General features: G+C 72.3%; 11 protein-coding genes and 1 pseudogene. 5 read left to right on the forward strand and 7 right to left on the reverse strand.

What is annotated here, in order from left to right:
* Positions 1-227: 227 nt before the first annotated feature.
* From xdhC to O1G21_RS36365, 3 genes are read right to left on the reverse strand one after another with little or no spacing between them, the layout of a single operon-like run.
* Entirely contained in the window at positions 228-1037 is an 810-nt protein-coding gene (gene xdhC, locus O1G21_RS36355) for a xanthine dehydrogenase accessory protein XdhC (protein WP_270149815.1), read from the reverse strand.
* Between the two features lies 1 nt (position 1038).
* Positions 1039-3516 (reverse strand): xanthine dehydrogenase molybdopterin binding subunit, encoded by a 2478-nt coding sequence (xdhB, locus tag O1G21_RS36360; protein ID WP_270149816.1) that lies wholly within the window; start codon positions 3514-3516, stop codon positions 1039-1041.
* Positions 3513-5009 carry a xanthine dehydrogenase small subunit gene (locus tag O1G21_RS36365; protein WP_270149818.1) on the reverse strand — a complete coding sequence of 499 codons (1497 nt, stop codon included), beginning with the start codon at positions 5007-5009 and terminating at the stop codon, positions 3513-3515. The genes xdhB and O1G21_RS36365 overlap by 4 nt, the downstream gene beginning before the upstream one ends.
* Positions 5010-5693: 684 nt before the next feature.
* On the opposite strand from O1G21_RS36365, the pseudogene O1G21_RS36370 reads away from it, so the two are divergent.
* Positions 5694-5861, forward strand: a pseudogene (locus tag O1G21_RS36370) (nucleoside deaminase); the annotation flags it as partial.
* Between the two features lie 141 nt (positions 5862-6002).
* On the opposite strand, the gene O1G21_RS36375 reads toward O1G21_RS36370, so the two are convergent.
* Positions 6003-7346: an FAD-dependent monooxygenase gene (locus O1G21_RS36375; RefSeq protein ID WP_270149820.1), complete on the reverse strand. Its 1344-nt coding sequence runs from the start codon at positions 7344-7346 to the stop codon at positions 6003-6005.
* Positions 7347-7659: 313 nt separating this feature from the next.
* Between O1G21_RS36375 and O1G21_RS36380 the strand changes: the two genes are divergently transcribed.
* Positions 7660-9177, forward strand: coding sequence for a hypothetical protein (locus O1G21_RS36380; RefSeq protein WP_270149821.1), 1518 nt, complete (start codon positions 7660-7662; stop codon positions 9175-9177).
* A gap of 300 nt (positions 9178-9477) precedes the next feature.
* Here the strand turns inward: O1G21_RS36380 and O1G21_RS36385 are convergent, their stop codons facing one another.
* Positions 9478-11004, reverse strand: coding sequence for an FMN-binding glutamate synthase family protein (locus O1G21_RS36385; protein ID WP_270149823.1), 1527 nt, complete (start codon positions 11002-11004; stop codon positions 9478-9480).
* Positions 11005-11374: 370 nt separating this feature from the next.
* Here O1G21_RS36385 and O1G21_RS36390 point away from each other — a divergent pair, with 370 nt between their 5' ends.
* The 3 genes from O1G21_RS36390 to O1G21_RS36400 all read left to right on the forward strand — a co-directional run bounded on the left by O1G21_RS36390 (position 11375) and on the right by O1G21_RS36400 (position 14169).
* The gene (locus O1G21_RS36390) at positions 11375-11971 is read left to right on the forward strand and encodes a GNAT family N-acetyltransferase (protein ID WP_270149824.1); all 597 of its coding nucleotides are present in this window, start codon (positions 11375-11377) and stop codon (positions 11969-11971) included.
* Between the two features lie 126 nt (positions 11972-12097).
* Entirely contained in the window at positions 12098-12724 is a 627-nt protein-coding gene (locus O1G21_RS36395; protein WP_270149826.1) for a TetR/AcrR family transcriptional regulator, read from the forward strand.
* Positions 12721-14169, forward strand: coding sequence for an MFS transporter (locus O1G21_RS36400; protein ID WP_270149827.1), 1449 nt, complete (start codon positions 12721-12723; stop codon positions 14167-14169). Before O1G21_RS36395 ends, O1G21_RS36400 begins: the two co-directional genes overlap by 4 nt.
* A 93-nt stretch (positions 14170-14262) precedes the next feature.
* On the opposite strand, the gene O1G21_RS36405 is transcribed toward O1G21_RS36400, so the two are convergent.
* Both O1G21_RS36405 and O1G21_RS36410 read right to left on the reverse strand, forming a co-directional pair.
* Positions 14263-14652 (reverse strand): VOC family protein, encoded by a 390-nt coding sequence (locus O1G21_RS36405; RefSeq protein WP_270149828.1) that lies wholly within the window; start codon positions 14650-14652, stop codon positions 14263-14265.
* Entirely contained in the window at positions 14649-15692 is a 1044-nt protein-coding gene (locus O1G21_RS36410) for a hypothetical protein (RefSeq protein WP_270149829.1), read from the reverse strand. Before O1G21_RS36410 ends, O1G21_RS36405 begins: the two co-directional genes overlap by 4 nt.
* Between the last annotated feature and the right edge of the window lie 221 nt (positions 15693-15913).

The following is a 15913-nucleotide window of genomic DNA, read 5'->3' on the forward strand; positions in this document are numbered from 1 at the left end:
TGAGTCAAGCTCAGCTTTGCCTCCGGGGCGGTTTCGAAACCGTCTTGTGATGCCCACCGGTCCGCGCGGGCGCGCTGCGCACTCGGTACGAGGGCCCGACGTCGTCCTGGTCAGGGCCGCCCTGGGCTCCTGCCGCGGCCGGAACGCCGCGATGCAGGGAGTGCCCCGAGTGCGTGCGGGTGCACGAGCGCGGGGCACCCCCGTCGGTCCGGTTCGAGGTTCGAGGATCAGTTCCGCTCGGCTTCGAAGGTGCGCAGCAGATCCGCCGCGACGCTCACGGCGATCGTCGCGGGTTCCTTGCCGGTGATGTCGGCCAGCCCGATCGGGGTCCTGATCCGGGCGATGGTGGCCTCGTCGTGACCTCCCTCGCCGGCCAGGCGTTTGCGGAACCGCGCCCACTTGCTCGCCGACCCGATCAGCCCGATGGAGCCGAGATGGGTGGTGCGCAAGGCGGCGTCGCATAGGGCGGCGTCCTCGGCGTGATCATGGGTCATGATCAGGATGTGGGTGCCGCGCGGCAGTTCCTCCAGGATCTCCTCAGGCAGCAGCGGCGTGTGATGCACGTGCACCTGCGCCACCGCGTCCGCCAGCACGGAGAGCCGTTCGTCGGTGAGGACGTCGGGGCGGGTGTCGATCAGGTGCAGGTCGAGGTCCTGTCGTGCCAGGATGCGCGCCAGTTCCAGCCCGACGTGCCCGACGCCGAAGACCGCCACCGCCGGTACCACCGGCAGCGGTTCGAGCAGTACCGCGACCGTACCGCCGCAGCACTGCACGCCGTGGCGGTTGGTCACCTTGTCGTTCAGGGCGAAATCCATCAGCTCCGGCTCCGGCTTGGACGTGGCGATCATCTCCCGGGCCCGATCGATCGAGACGGCCTCGACGTTGCCGCCGCCGATCGAGCCCCACGTCCCGGTCTGCCCGACCACGAGCTTCGCGCCGGCGTCCCGCGGGGCGTGGCCGCGCACGGTCGCGACGGTCACCAGCACGCCGTGCTCCCGGCGTGCTCGCAGCCGCGCGACCGCGGTGACCCAGGTCATGTCAGGCACCGCTCGGGGCTTCTGCGTCGGTTCGGCTCCCGCCGTTGCCGGCGTGCCCGTTCCCGGAGCGGCCATCGCTGACAAGACCGTTGCGCGCGACACCGTTCCCCGAGGCACCGGTCGCGGTGACACCCTTCCCGGAGACCTCGCCCCGGCGAGCCGCCTGGATCGCCCAGTACACCGCCTCCGGCGTCGCGGGCGAGGCCAACTCGACGCTGACCCCGCTCGGCCCGAACGCGGCGGCGGCCTGCCGCAAGGCTTCCCGAACCGAGAACGCCAGCATCAGCGGAGGCTCACCCACCGCCTTGGACCCGTACACCGCGCCTTCCTCGGTGGCGTTCTCCAGCAGCGTGACGTTGAACCTCTCGGGCATCTCCGAGAAGCTCGGCAGCTTGTAGGTACTCGCGGCCTGGGTCAGCAGCCGGCCGCGGTCGGGCCCGTCACCGCTGTCCCACCGCATGTCCTCGAGCGTCAGCCAGCCCGCGCCCTGCACGAAACCGCCCTCGACCTGACCGATGTCGATCATGGGCGACAGGCTGTCGCCGACGTCGTGCACGATGTCCACCTGCCGGATGCGGTACGCACCGGTGAAGCCGTCCACCTCCACCTCGGTCGCGGCGGCGCCGTAGGCGAAGTACTTGAACGGCGAGCCCCTGAACGTCTTCGCGTCCCAGTGCAGCCCCTCGGTCCGGTAGTAACCGGCCGCCGACAGCTGGACCCGCTGGAAGTACGCGCTGCGCACCAGGTCGTCCCAGGCCAGCTCCCGGTCGCTGCCGAGGACGCGCGCGACGCCGTCGACGATGCGGACGTCGGAGGCGTTCGCACCCAGCTGGGTGCCGGCCACCCGCAGCAGCCGCTCGCGCAACTGCTCGCAGGCGTTCTTCACCGCCGCACCGTTCAGGTCCGCGCCGGAACTGGCCGCGGTGGCAGAGGTGTTGGGCACCTTGTCGGTTCGCGTCGGGGCCAGCCGCACCTTGTGCAGCGGGATGCCCAGGGTCGTCGCGGCCACCTGCAGCATCTTGGTGTGCAGGCCCTGGCCCATCTCGGTGCCGCCGTGGTTGATCAGGACCGAGCCGTCCTTGTAGATCAGCACCAGCGCGCCGCCCTGGTTGAAGGCGGTGAGGTTGAAGGAGATTCCGAACTTGATGCCGGTGATCGCCAGCGCCCGCTTGGTGTTCGGGTGCGCGGCGTTGAAGGCCGCGATCTCGCGCCTGCGATCGGAGGTGCCGCCGTTCTCCTGAACCTGCCGCCAGATCTCGGAGATCCGTTCGGCCTGGGCGACGGGCTGTCCGTACGGCGTCGACTGGCCCTGGCCCGGCTGGTAGAAGTTGCGCTCCCGCAACTCCATCGGATCCAGGCCGAGCAGCGGCGCGCAGCGGCCCAGGACGTCCTCGATCACCAGCATGCCCTGCGGTCCGCCGAAGCCGCGGAACGCGGTGTTGGAGACCTTGTTGGTCTTGGCGATGCGCCCGGCGACGCGCGCGTTGGGAATCCAGTAGGTGTTGTCGATGTGGCACAGCGCGCGGGCCACCACCGGCTCGGACAGGTCCAGGCTCCAGCCGCCGTCCGCGGTCAGGGTGGCGTCCAGGGCCTGGATGCGGCCCTCGGAGTCGAAGCCGATCTTCCACGTGGCGTGGAAGCCGTGCCGCTTGCCGGACATGGTCAGGTCCTGGGTCCGGTTGAGGCGCACCCGGACCGGCCGACCGGTCAGCTTGGCGCCGAGCGCGGCGACGGCCGCGAACCCGTGCGGCTGCATCTCCTTGCCACCGAAGCCGCCACCCATCCGCAGGCACTGCACGGTCACCTCGTGGCTGTGCAGTCCGAGCACGTGGGCGACGATCTCCTGCGTCTCCGAGGGGTGCTGGGTGCTGCTCTGGACGAACACCTGATCGGCCTCGTCGATGTGGGCGAGTGCCGCGTGGGTCTCGAGGTAGAAGTGTTCCTGGTCGGAGAACTGGAACTCGCCGGTGAACACGTGGGCCGAGTCGGCGAAGCCGGCTTCGACGTCGCCGGTCAGCATCACGGGCTGGGCGCCGTGAAAACTGCCGGCCGCGATCGCGTCCCGCAGCGTGATCAGGGAGGGCTGTTCGTCGAGTTCCACCTCGACCGCCGCGGCTCCGAGCCGGGCCGCCTCCAGGGTCTCGCCGAGCACCCAGGCGACCGCGTGGCCGTGGAACATGACCTCGTCGGGGAACAGTGGTTCGTCGTGCTTCATCCCGGCGTCGTTGACGCCGGGCACGTCGGCAACGGTCAGCACGCGGACCACACCGGGCACGGTGAGCGCGGGCTCGGTGCGCAGCGCGGTGATCCTGCCGTGGGCCTTCATGACCTGGACCGGGTAGGCGTGCAGCACGTCCTTGGTGCGGTGGACCAGGTCGTCGGTGTAGAGCGCGGTCCCGGTGACGTGCAGGTGGGCGCTCTCGTGCGGCATCGAGGTGCCGACGACCGGCTGGTCGGGGCGTTCGGACAGCTGACTCATGACGACACCGCCTCGGTGGTTCGCGCGTACAGCTTCAGCAGGCTCTGGCCGAGCATCGCGGAGCGGTACTCGGCGCTGGCGCGGTGATCGGTCATCGGTGTGCCGGCGGCCCGCAGCTCCCGGGCCGCGGCCTCGACGGTCTCCGCGGTCCAGGGCCTGCCCTCCAGGGCCGCCTCGGCGGCGAGGGCGCGGATCGGGGTGGCGGCCACACCGCCCAGGCCGATGCGTGCCTTGCGGACGGTCCCGTCCTCGACGTCGAGGGCGAAGGCGACCGCCACGCTGGAGATGTCGTCGAAGCGCCGTTTGGCGATCTTGTGGAAGGCCGCGACCGGGGACAGCGGCACCGGGATGCGCACCGCGCGGATCAGCTCGTCAGGGCGGCGCACGCTCTGTCGGTATCCGGTGAAGTAGTCCGCCAGCGGGACCTCGCGCTCACCGTCGGCGCTGGCGAGCACCACCGAGGCCTCCAGCGCGAGCAGCACCGGGGGGCTGTCACCGATGGGGGAGCCGGTACCCAGGTTGCCGCCCAAGGTCGCGTTGTTGCGGATGAGTCGGGAGGCGAACTGCGGGAACAGCTCGGCGAGCAGCGGGACGCTGCCGTTGAGGCGGCGCTCGATCTCGGTGAGCGTCAGCGCCGCACCGATCTCGATGTGGTCGGATTCGACCCGCAGCTCCCGCAGTTCGGACAGCCGGTCGACGGCGACCACGCAATCCGCCCGGCGGGAACGGACGTTCACCTCCACCCCCCAGTCGGTGGAGCCGGCGACCACCACCGCGTCGGGCTGCTCGCGCAGCAGGTGCACGGTTTCGGCCAGCGTGCCCCTGCGCAGGAACGCGCGGTCGCCCTGGACGTATTCGGTGGCGACCGGTTCGGGCGGGGACTGCTCGCGACGCCGCGCCAGCGGGTCCTCGTCGGTGGGGGCACCGAGGGCGAACGCGGCATCGCGAATCGGGCGGTAGCCGGTGCAGCGGCACAGGTTTCCGCTCAGTGAGTGCAGATCGAAGCCGTTCGGGCCGTGCTCGGTACCGGTGCTGTCCGCCGCGTCCGAGTCTGAGTACGGGGCCGAGTCCGGGTCCGAGCCCGGGTGCGCGCAGCGGTCGGGCCGGTAGTACTCGGAGGCCATGCTGCAGATGAACCCCGGTGTGCAGTAACCGCACTGGGAGCCGCCGCGGACCGCCATCTCCTGCTGCACCGGGTGCAGGGTGGGGGGCGTGCCGGGCCCGCCGACGGTGGCGAGACCTTCGGAGGTGACGATCTCCTGACCGTCGAGCGCCGCGACCGGGACCAGGCAGGCGTTGACCGCCACCCAGTCGGTGGGCTTGTTCACCCCGGGACGGGCCACCAGGATCGAACAGGCGCCGCATTCACCCTCGGCGCAGCCCTCCTTGGTGCCGGTGAGGCCACGGTCGCGCAGGAACTCCAACACCGTGGTGTGCGGCGCGGCCGGTGAAATCGGTGCTTCCTTGCCGTTGACCGTGATCCGTGCGCTCAACGTGGCGCGCCTTGGCGTCGGTGGGAGATCGGTCGTTTCATCACTGTTCGCCAATTTCAGGCAGCTTTCTGTGTTCAGACGCGCCACGCGCGAGGAGCGGGCGGGAAAGCGGCACGCAAAAGTGACGTGCCGGAGGTCATGACGGGAAAGCGGAACGTGCCACGGACGGGCACCCGGAACGGCGTACTCAGCAGCCGTGTGCGATCCGACCCGCAACCCAGACCGTGTCGTGGGCGAGGCGACAGAGATCAGAGTCGGTGTTCATCCGAGGGTCGCCTCCTTCCGGTCGTCATGGGTCGTCTGCTACCGCAAAGTAGCGGCTGCGGACAGCCGGGTCAAGGGCTTGTCCTCGGGCTCCCGAGAGCGGCGGTGATCGAGGAGCGGCCACCTGACCTGGGGCGATGGGCCGACTGCTGATGTGACGTCAACTACCTGCGATGGTACGTGCAGAGCGATCCTTTTAGAACTCTACGAAGAGGCCGTCAGGGCTTCCGTACGTCTTCATGCCTTCCACCCCTGACCGACTTCGCTCGGTCGGCGATGTACTCCTCGGACGAGTCGCAACGGATGAGGATCGGGCTTCCCGTCCGCGCCGGAGAAGTCATCCGGTCGGCGCATCGAGATCGTCCGGCCGTGCGAACAGAGCATTCGGGAACTCTCCCACCGTCTCCGAAAGGAATGACCATGACCGCGCACACTCAAGAAACGGGCATCCAGGACCTCGAGCGCGCCTGGATGCACGAAGCGATCAGATTGGCCACCGAAAGCGTGACGAACGGCGGCGGTCCGTTCGGCGCACTGGTCGTCGAGGACGGCGAGATCATCGCGTTCGGGAACAATCAGGTCACCGCGACCCCCGTTCGACGTGTGGCTCGCGCGGGCCGACCGCATCGACTACTGAGCCGTCACCATGGAGAACGACCCCACTCACCATCCTGCACGGGGAAACGGCTCGGTCTCCTCAGACTGAGTTCCAGGTGGCTGCTCAGCCGGTCAACCCGCCCTCCGGCTACGGCGGGTGGGCCCTGGGCGGAGCAGGGCGTACAGGGCGCGCGGGTCGGCCAGTGCGGTGGGCCCGACCAGCTGGAGGATCTGCAGGAACCCCTTGTGCAGCTGCGGGCTTTCCGCGATGCGGGCCACCATCCGGTTCAACAGCCAGCCGCACACCGGGCTCAGCGGCGACGGCCGGTCCGTCCACCGCGAGTCCTGTGCCGTCGCGAGCAGCCAGGGCACCGACGTACGGCGGGCGAGCCGGCGCTGGAGGGCGCGGGTTCCGCCCGGGGCACGCAGCAGTCGGGCGGCTCCGGTCCGCAGGTCCTCGGCCTGCAGGGCGGCGACCGTCATCCCCTGCCCGTAGACGGGATTGAAGATGCACAGTGCGTCGCCCATGACCACGAACCGCTCGGGCCGGCGCGGCATCCGGTGGTGGAGCCGACGGCGGTTGATGAGCTTCGCATAGGTGTAGAGCGGCGTCCCGGGACCGACCGCCTCGGCCAGCGCGGTGAGCATCGGCGAACCGAGTCGCCGGGCCTGGACCCGGAACTCCGCCGGGTCGGTCGACGGCTGGTCCGAGCCGCGTCCGAACAGCAGTACCTGGATCCGGCCGCCCTCGATGGCCACGCCCATGCCGCCCCGGCCGCGCGCCCGGTGCTGCCCGATCTCGTAGACCGCGCCGCCGGTGTCCGACAGCGCGTCGTGCCGGTCCAGCCACGCGGTGACGTAGGACTGCCCGGCATCGACCACGACTTCCTCCGGTGCCGGATACCCCAGTGCGCCGAGCCAGTTGGCGGCCCGCGAGTTCCGCCCGCTGGCATCGACCACCAGGTCGGCGTCGATCACCTCGGCCGAGGCGACCGGCGCATCGTTCTCTCCGGCGGCCTGGACGGTCACCCCGGTGATCCGCGTCCCGCCGTGCGCTGCGCAGAGCCCGGTCACCGAGGTGGCGTCCCGCACCGTCACTCCGGGCAGGGCCTCGACCCTGTGCCGCATCCTGGTCTCCAGGAAGTTCCGGCTGAACAGCTGCAGCGGCAGCCCGAGCGCCTGCCGGGGGGCCGCCTGCCCCTGGTTCGAGACCAGGAGCCGTTCCCCCATGTCGACCACCGCAGCCCCATCCGCCCGCAGTTCCTCCTGCAGCCCGGGCAGCAGCCGCTCGACCGCCCGTGCCCCGCGCAGCAGCATCCCGTGTGCGTGCCGCGCCTGTGGCGCCCCCGGGCGGAAGCCCTCGTCCGCGCTGAGCCGGTCCCGCTCCAACACCAGGACCTCGTCGAACGTCCCGGCCAGCGCGGCCGCCGCCAGTAGCCCGGCGATGCTGCCCCCCACCACGACCGCTCGCGTCATGACGCTCCCTCCCCCTCGTCCGGTCGACGGGCAGCCTGCCCGTCGACCGGACGACCCATCCGTCGAGTGCGGCGGGAAACCGAGGGTTCGGGGAGCGAATCGGTGGCGGGGCGCCGTGATGTGCCTCGACGCGCCCCGGGCCGCAATCCGGCGCCCCGCGCTTCGGGCATCCCCGGACGCCCCTGACGGGCTCTCGAACCAAGCTGCTATTCGGTTCATCGGTGTGGTTCGGCCGCGCCCGGGTACTCGTCCGCCCGGCCGGGGGCGTTGCTGCGCTCCGGCGTTGACCTGCCGTCGCATCCATGGAGCCTTCGTGACCCCACAGATGGTCCCGCCGCCGCGGAAGGGACTCTTCGGCGCGCTCTACGAACTGTCCGACCAGGGCGAGATCGACTTCGAGGACCTGGTCGCCGATGTGGAGGAGTTGCCTCAGCGGCGGCGGCTCTGGAGCAGCCGCGCCCTGGAAGCGCACGAGCCCGGTGCCCTGCTGGACTCGGGCATCCTCCACACCCTCCACACCGAGCCGGACGGTGCACGAGCCGGCGCCTACGACCCGGCCGCCGCCGCCGTCCTCGTCGGCGAGAACACCGCGGACAAGGCGATGCCCCTGCCCGAACAGGGGCGGTTGCCCAGGAGCTGCCCCCCGAGGCAGGGGCTGGTCCCTCGGGCGGAGGCGATGCTCCAGGTCGCCTCCGCCGCCGTACCGATGCCGAGCACGCCGACCATGGCCGCGTTCGCCGAGATCGGCTACGGATGGGCGTGGTGCCAGCTCGACGACACCGTCCTGTGCCGGAGGTGCGTGAGCGGGCAGTCCATGGCCAGCTGCTACGGGACGTTCCCCGACTACCACCACTTCGTCTCGGGCGCGATGGGCGTGATGGAGGACTGCGCCAGGCTGACCGCCGGTTACGTCCGGCACTGCCTCGTCGACCACGAGGACCCGGCGTCCCGCCTGGTCATGGACAACTGGATGATCACCCTTCAGGCCGTGTACCTGGACGTATTGCACGAGAAGGCCACGAGCCCGCGGTTCGGCGCGGACGAGTCGAGGGCGCTGAAGTACCGGCTGATCAACTCGGGGATCCGGCCGCTCGCGCTGGCCGCGCTGCTGGAGGGCACCCACAAGGGCCCTGCGGATGACGCGCTGGTCGACGCCGTGTCACTGCTGGCCCTGTGCGCGCACGAAGCGCTCGACCGCCGCCATGACAACTGCGCCAACGAGGCCTACAACCTGTTCTCCATCGTCGCCGCCCACCACGGCGTGGACAGCGCCGGCCCGTTGGGGCGCTTCTGCGTGGACGTACTGGCCTGGGCGGTCGACCACGGCTCGAGGTGGCCCCTGCTGCTGTCCGGCCGACAACTCATCTGGCAGGTCTACCAGGGTCGGTACCAGTCCGCGCTCCTCCTGGACAACCTCGCCCGGGACCCGGGCCGCCTCCCGGGCGACCTGTACTGCGATCCGGTGCTCAACTCGCTCAACCCACTGCTGATCCACGGAGCCGAGCGGACGGCCACCGCCACCGCGCGCGAGGTGTTCTCGGTACGGTCCCGCTGCCGCGACCGCGCCGCCTACGACCGGCTGGTCGCCGACTGCCTGGAGCACTTCGCCGGGTGCGGGACCTGCCGCGGGTTCGACACCGCCGCATGGCAAGCCCGGCCGGCGGCCCACATCACGCCCGCGTACCTGGCCAAGCACGCCGGGGACTGCCGCTGCCTGAACACGATGGCGGTCTATGCCGGCCTGGTCCTGTTCGAGCAGGCGCTGTGGGCCGCCGACGCGGCCGGCACCTACACGGGGCCCACGGCGGACTGGGACCCGTTGCTGTGCTGAGCGGACCCGTGAGGGAGGGCCGCTGAGCCGCACACCGAATCCGGCCGAGTTCGGCAAAGGGTGCCGCTGTTGTGATGAGGCTGTGTGGTTTCGAGCGATCCGGAAGGCGTCGTTCGCCCATGGGTCAGGCGCTCCAAGTCATGGCGGCGGCTGCCTGTTCATCCCGCTGCAGGAGCCAACTTCAACTACTCCCGCCTGCAGCGGTAAGTCCGGATGCAGGCCGCCGGACAGGTGGCGCGGGTCCCGGGCCCTCGCGTGCCGGCTGGGTGTCGGCACGCGAGGGGCGTTCCGAGCGGTGGGTCAGACGGCCGGCTTGGTGGTGAGGAGGGCCGTGATCTCCTCGGCGAGGTGCGGGCCGAGCTCGCCCCAGCCGTCCTTGTAGCCGTAGACGCCGGCGAGGGTGCGGGCCTCGTAGTCGCCGTTCATGATCTCGATGTCGTCGGCGGTGATCAGGCCCGGGTGGGCGACACCGACGGCGGAGGAGACCTTCAGCAGTTCCTTGCGCAGGGTGCGCAGGTAGACGGCGGCGCGGGTGGACTTGGAGGCCGGGTCGAGGCCGCGGGCCAGCCAGGGGTTCTGGGTGGCGATGCCGGTGGGGCACTTGTCGGTGTGGCACTTCTGGGCCTGGATGCAGCCGATCGACAGCATCGCCTCACGGGCGACGTTGATCATGTCGGCGCCCAGGGCGAAGGCGACCGCGGCGTTCTCGGGCAGACCGAGCTTGCCGGAGCCGATGAAGGTCAGCTCGTCGGTCAGGCCCAGTTCGGCGAAGGTGCCGTAGACCCGGGAGAAGCCCATCCGGAAGGGGAGTGACACCGAGTCGGCGAACATCCGCGGCGCCGCACCGGTGCCGCCCTCGCCGCCGTCGACGGTCACGAAGTCGACCCCGCGGTCGCCGCGCGCCATCAGGGCGGCCAGCTCCTGCCAGAAACCCATCTCGCCGACCGCGCTCTTGATCCCGACCGGCAGACCGGTCTCGGTGGCGAGCAGCTCGACGAAGTCGAGCATCGAGTCGACGTCGCCGAAAGCGGTGTGCCGCGACGGCGAGGCGCAGTCCTGGCCGACCGGTATGCCGCGGATGGCGGCGATCTCCGGGGTGACCTTCGCGCCCGGCAGCATTCCGCCCAGCCCGGGCTTGGCGCCCTGGGAGAGCTTGATCTCTATCGCCTTGACCGGTGCGCCGGCGACGACGTCCTTGAGCTTGTCGAGGTTGAAGCTGCCGTCCTCGTTGCGGCAGCCGAAGTACGCCGTGCCGAGCTGGAGGACGAGGTCACCGCCCTGGCGGTGGTAGGGGGAGAGGCCGCCCTCGCCCGTGTTGTGCATGGCGCCGGCCTCCGCCGCGCCCTTGTTGAGCGCGGTGATGGCCGCGCCGGAGAGCGAGCCGAAGCTCATCGCGGAGATGTTCACCACGCTCGCCGGCCGGAACGCCTTGGCGCGACCGCGCGGCCCGCCCAGCACCTTGGCCGAGGGCAGCGGGGCCTGCGGGTCGTGGATGTCGGGCAGCGCGCCGGCGAAGGTGCGCTGCTTGACGTAGGCGTGCCCCTGGACGTGCTCGACGTCGACCTCGGTGCCGAACCCGAAGTAGTTGTTCTGCTCCTTCGCCGACGCGTAGATCCAGGTGCGCTGGTCGCGGCTGAACGGGCGCTCCTCCTCGTTGGAGGTCACGATGTACTGCCGCAGTTCCGGCCCGATCGTCTCCAACAGGTACCGGGCGTGCCCGAGCACCGGGAAGTTCCGGAGCAGCGCGTGCTTCTTCTGGATGAGGTCGCGGGCAGCCAGAAGCGCCACCGCTGTCGCGGCGGCCGCGCCGATCTTCCGGGCTTGCATGGAGGTTCCTCCTCGATGGGCGACTCCATCGCCGTCGGTGGAGTCGTCTTGTCGTGCGTCGGGTGGTGCAGGACGTTGGGCGGCGGGCAGCCGGCCGGTCGGGCGTCGGTGTCCGTCGAAGAATGCGAACCGATCGTAAGAGGCCCCCCTGACCGCGCTGCGGTCAGGGGGCGCCGCTGCGCCGCAGGTGGAACGGCCACCGCCTCGTCCGGGGCACCCAGCACCCCTGGCCGGCCCGCCCCGGTGCGACGATCGGCCGGTGGTCGGGCTGCTGACGGCCCATGCGGCCGACGTCGACCCGCCGTGCGGGATGCCGCGGAACCGGATTAATCGCTGGCGGGTGCGCGGCGGCGGAGGGTAGGAAGGCGGGATGAGCAACAGCGACCCGGCGGCCGACCGGCGCCTCCTCAGTCCCGAAGTCCTCGACCTGGGCGACGTCCTGCTCCGCCCGTGGGGCCGGCGCCTCGACCTGGCCGGCGGCACCCTCGCCGCGGTGATGGCCGCCGCAGCGGACCCGGAGATCGCCCGCTGGAACCCGCTGCGGGACGCCACCCACCCGGCCGGCGCCGAGGCCTACCTCGACCGCGCCGACTCCCGCTGGGCCGACGGCGGCACGGCCTCCTTCGCGATCACCGACGCCGCCGACGACTCCCTGTACGGCAACGTCGCCCTGCGCTGGACCGACCGGGCCGAAGGCGTCGCCATGGTCGGCTACTGGCTGGTCGCCGCAGCCCGCGGCCGTGGCCTCGCCACCCGTGCCACCACCGCGGTCACCGCCTGGGGCGTCCGCACCGCCGGCGTGCGCCGCATCGAGCTCTACCACGAGGTCGGCAACGAGGCCTCCTGCCGGGTCGCCGTCCGCGCCGGCTTCCCGTACGAGGGCACGCTGCGCGCCTCCTACCGCCACGGCGACGGCCCGTACAACGACGAGCACCTGCACGCCCGGCTGGCGTCGGACCCCGCGTAGCGCCGCGCGTAACCCGCGGTTCCCGGTGGGGAACGCCCGGGGGCCCGCCTTCCGACTGCCTTCCGGCGGCCCTGGGTTCCGCGCGCCCCATTGACGGAGTGAGTACTCACTCCGTAACTTGGAGGCATGGCAGAGAACCCCTCCACCCCGCCCGCCCGGCGCCGCGCGCCGGCCATGGAGCCCGAGCAGCGCCGCGCGATGATCGTCGCGGCCGCCCTCCCGCTGGTCGTCGAGTACGGCGCCTCGGTGACCACCGCGAAGATCGCCCGCGCCGCCGGCATCGGCGAGGGCACGATCTTCCGCGTCTTCGCCGACAAGGACGCCCTGCTCGCCGCCTGCCTGGCCGAGGCCGTCCGGCCCGACGACGCCGTCGCCCACCTCGCCTCGATCGAGCTCGACCAGCCGCTCGCGGCCCGGCTCACCGAAGCGGCCGACGTACTGAGCGGCCACCTGGCCCGGGTCGGCGCCGTCATCGGAGCCCTCGCCGGCGCCGGGCGCCCGGAGCGCCCCGCGCCGACCGAACCGCGCCGCCTCGCCGACCGCGAAGCCGGCCTGGCCGGGCCCCGCGCCGCGCTCGCCGCCCTGTTCGAACCCGACCGGGAACGCCTGCGACTGGCCCCCGAACGGCTCGCCGGCACCTTCCAGCTGCTGCTGATGTCCACCGGCCGCGGCGGCATGCCCGACCCGCTGTCCACCGAGGAACTCGTCGACCTCTTCCTGCACGGCGCGATCGCCCCCGCGGACGAGGCATGAACGCCTACGCGGACCTCCCGCCCCGCCGCCGGATCCTGGCCAGCACGGCACTGCTCGGCTGCGCCTTCCTCGCCATGCTGGACGGCACGGTGGTCGGCACCGCGCTGCCCCGGATCGTCCAGCAGGTCGGGGGCGGCGGCACCTGGTACGTCTGGCTGGTCACCGCCTACCTGCTGACCTCCTCCGTCAGCGTCCCGGTCTACGGCCGCTTCTCCGACCTGTACGGGCGGCGGCGCTTACTCCTCGGCGGGCTCGCCCTCTTCCTGACCGGCTCGACCGCCTGCGCCCTGGCCGCCGGCATGCCCGCACTGGTGGCCTCCCGCGCCGTGCAGGGCCTGGGTGCCGGCGCCCTGCTCACTCTCGGCATGGCCCTGATCCGCGACCTCCACCCACCGTCCCGCCCGCAGGGCCTGATCCGGATGCAGACCGCCCTGGCCGCCATGATGGTCCTCGGCCTGGTCGGTGGCCCGATCCTCGGCGGACTGCTCGCCGACCACGCCGGATGGCGCTGGTCGTTCTGGCTCAACCTCCCGCTCGGCCTGGCGGCTTGGGCCCTGATCGCGCTGACCCTGCCCGAGCACCGCCCCGCCACCACGCCGCCCGGCCGGCTCGACGCGGCCGGGATCCTGCTGCTCACCAGCGGACTCGGGCTGGTCCTGACCGGCCTCAGCCTCAAGGGCAACGCGGCCGACGGACGGTGGAGCGACCCGGCCGTCGGGGGCTGCCTGCTCGGCGGACTCGCCCTGCTCGCGCTGCTGGTCCCGGTGGAACGGCGGGCCGCCGTACCCGTACTCCCGCTGCGGCTGTTCCACAACCGCACCTACTCGGCGCTGCTGGCCGCCGGATTCCTCCTCCAGGTCGCGGCCATGCCGGTGGGGATCCTGCTGCCGCTGTACTTCCAACAGCAGCGCGGATACTCGGCCACCGCCTCCGGCCTGCTGCTCCTGCCCCTGCTGGTCGGCATGACGGTCGGCAACCGGCTCACCGCGGCCGCCGTCACCCACGGTCGGCAGGTCCGGTCCGTCCTGCTGACCGGGGCCGCGCTGCTCACCGCCGGTACGGGCGGCCTCCTCCCCCTCGGGCCCGCAACTCCCGTGCCGCTGACGTCCGTCCTGCTGCTGCTCATCGGGCTCGGCACCGGCCCGGCGATGGGCGGTCTGACCATCGCCACCCAGAGCTGCGTCCGACCCGCCGACATGGGCACCGCCACGGCGGGCTCCGCCCTCGCCAAACAGATCGGCGGCGCCTTCGGCCTGGCCTGCGCCCAGAGCCTGCTCGCCCCCTCCGGCACGGCCATCGGCCCCACCATCGCCTGGACCGGCATCCCCGCCGGGCTGCTCGCCGCGGGCGCGCTGCTACTGGTCCGCGACCTCACCATCGCGACGCCCAACCGCCGGGTAGCGGCTGGCAGTTCGCAGCGATCCGAGCACAAGGGCCTGGTCTGAGCGTCGTTCACCCCGGCACAGGAGGAGCTGCGGGCCGCCGCTGCGGCCCGCAGCTCACCGGCGGGCAGGGGCGTGGCCGGTCCGTCCAGGCGACTACCGGTGGAACTGGGCCAGTTGGATGAGGTTGCCGCAGGTGTCGTCCAGCACCGCGATGGTGACCGGGCCCAGTGCCGTCGGCTCCTGGGTGAACCGCACCCCGAGCCGGTGCAGCCGGTCGTACTCGGCGTGCACGTTGTCCACGGCGAACTGGGCGGCCGGGATGCCGTCCTCGACCAGCGCCGTCTTGTACGGCCTGACGGCCCGGTGGGTGTCGGGCTCCAGCAGCAGTTCGGTGCCGTCGGGCTGGTCGGGGGAGACGACCGTGAGCCAGCGGTGGTCGCCGAGCGGGACCTCCTCCTTCTTCACGAAGCCCAGCAGCTCCGTGTAGAAGCGCAGCGCCTTGTCCTGGTCGTCGACGAACACGGTGGTCAGGTGGATCCTCATGGGGTGCCCTCCGATGCGCCCTGGTGGTGGCGGGGGTTGCCGAGCCGATCGTAGATCGCGCGCAGCCAGGGCTGCCGGACGGCGGGCAGCCGGGCGAGGCGGTGCAGCAGCAGGCGCCGGTCGGGCTCGAACAGCCGGTCCGGGCGTAGCGGCGGCGGGTCGTCGCGCTCCTCCCCGGCGGGCAACCGGGTGGTGGCCCGGACGGGTGGGAAGGCCAGGTACGTCCACACCCCGGCGTCCAGCCCGACGGGCACCATGCCGCCGGCGGGCGGCTGCCAGGCGGCCCCCGTCCACGGGTGGCGGGGGACGAGGGCGATGTCCGGCACCGGGCCGCGGGTGAGGCCGGGCCCGGCCAGGCCCAGGGTGCGGACCGGCGCGCCGGCCGGGAGCAGCCGGTGCAGGGTGCGCCCGAAGGTCTCGGCGAGCAGCCCGGGGGCCACCGCCACCGGCGCGCCGCCGGAGGCCGCCAGCACCTCGGCCAGGGCCGTCCCGACCGCCGCGCACCAGCGGTCGCTCCACCAGCCGAGCGGCTCCACCGGCGGCGTCGGCTCCACCACCCAGCCGTCCCCGGCCGGACGGGACGGACGGACCGGGCCCGGGAGCCGACGCACGGCCTCCGGGTACAGCCAGACCGCCTGCCAGCGGTAGCAGTCGTCGACCCGGGCGCCCACCGTCCGCCCGCACCGCTCGCAGGCCAGGTTGGCACCGCCGGCGGCGGCGCAGCAGCCGTCGCACCGCTCGGGGATCAGGGCGGTGCCGCGGGTGTCGCCCGGTGCCAGGAGGACGGCGCCGCCGGGCCCGAACCACAGCCCACCGACCGGCGCGTACACGCCCCGGGCGGCGGCCTCCGCCGGTGTGATCGCGGCCCAGGGCCGCCAGGGCGGCTCGGAGGGCTCCGGGTCGACGGCGAAGGTGCCCGGCTCCAGCAGCGGCGGCAGGTACCGGTCGCCGCCCTCCCGGTGCGCGTGCGGCGGCAGCGCCACCTCCGTCACCGGAACGGTCAGCTCCGCACCGCAACTCGCGCACCCGAACACCGCCATGCGTTCTCCCCCCTGCTCGTCCGCTCGTGAACGTCCGGAGTATGGCGAGGCCGGCCCCGCCCGCCAAGCGGTTTTCGCCCCGGGGCCGGCTGTTCCCGGCAGGCAGCGCGCCGGGCCGGGGAGCGTCCTAACCTGGAAGGGCGCGCACGGTGCGTGGCCTGCGACGGAAGCACGGAAGCGGCCCACGGACCCAAGGACGGCGGAAGCACGGGAGCGGTGGC

Origin of the sequence: Kitasatospora cathayae, assembly GCF_027627435.1 — a bacterium.
Classification (GTDB): domain Bacteria; phylum Actinomycetota; class Actinomycetes; order Streptomycetales; family Streptomycetaceae; genus Kitasatospora; species Kitasatospora cathayae.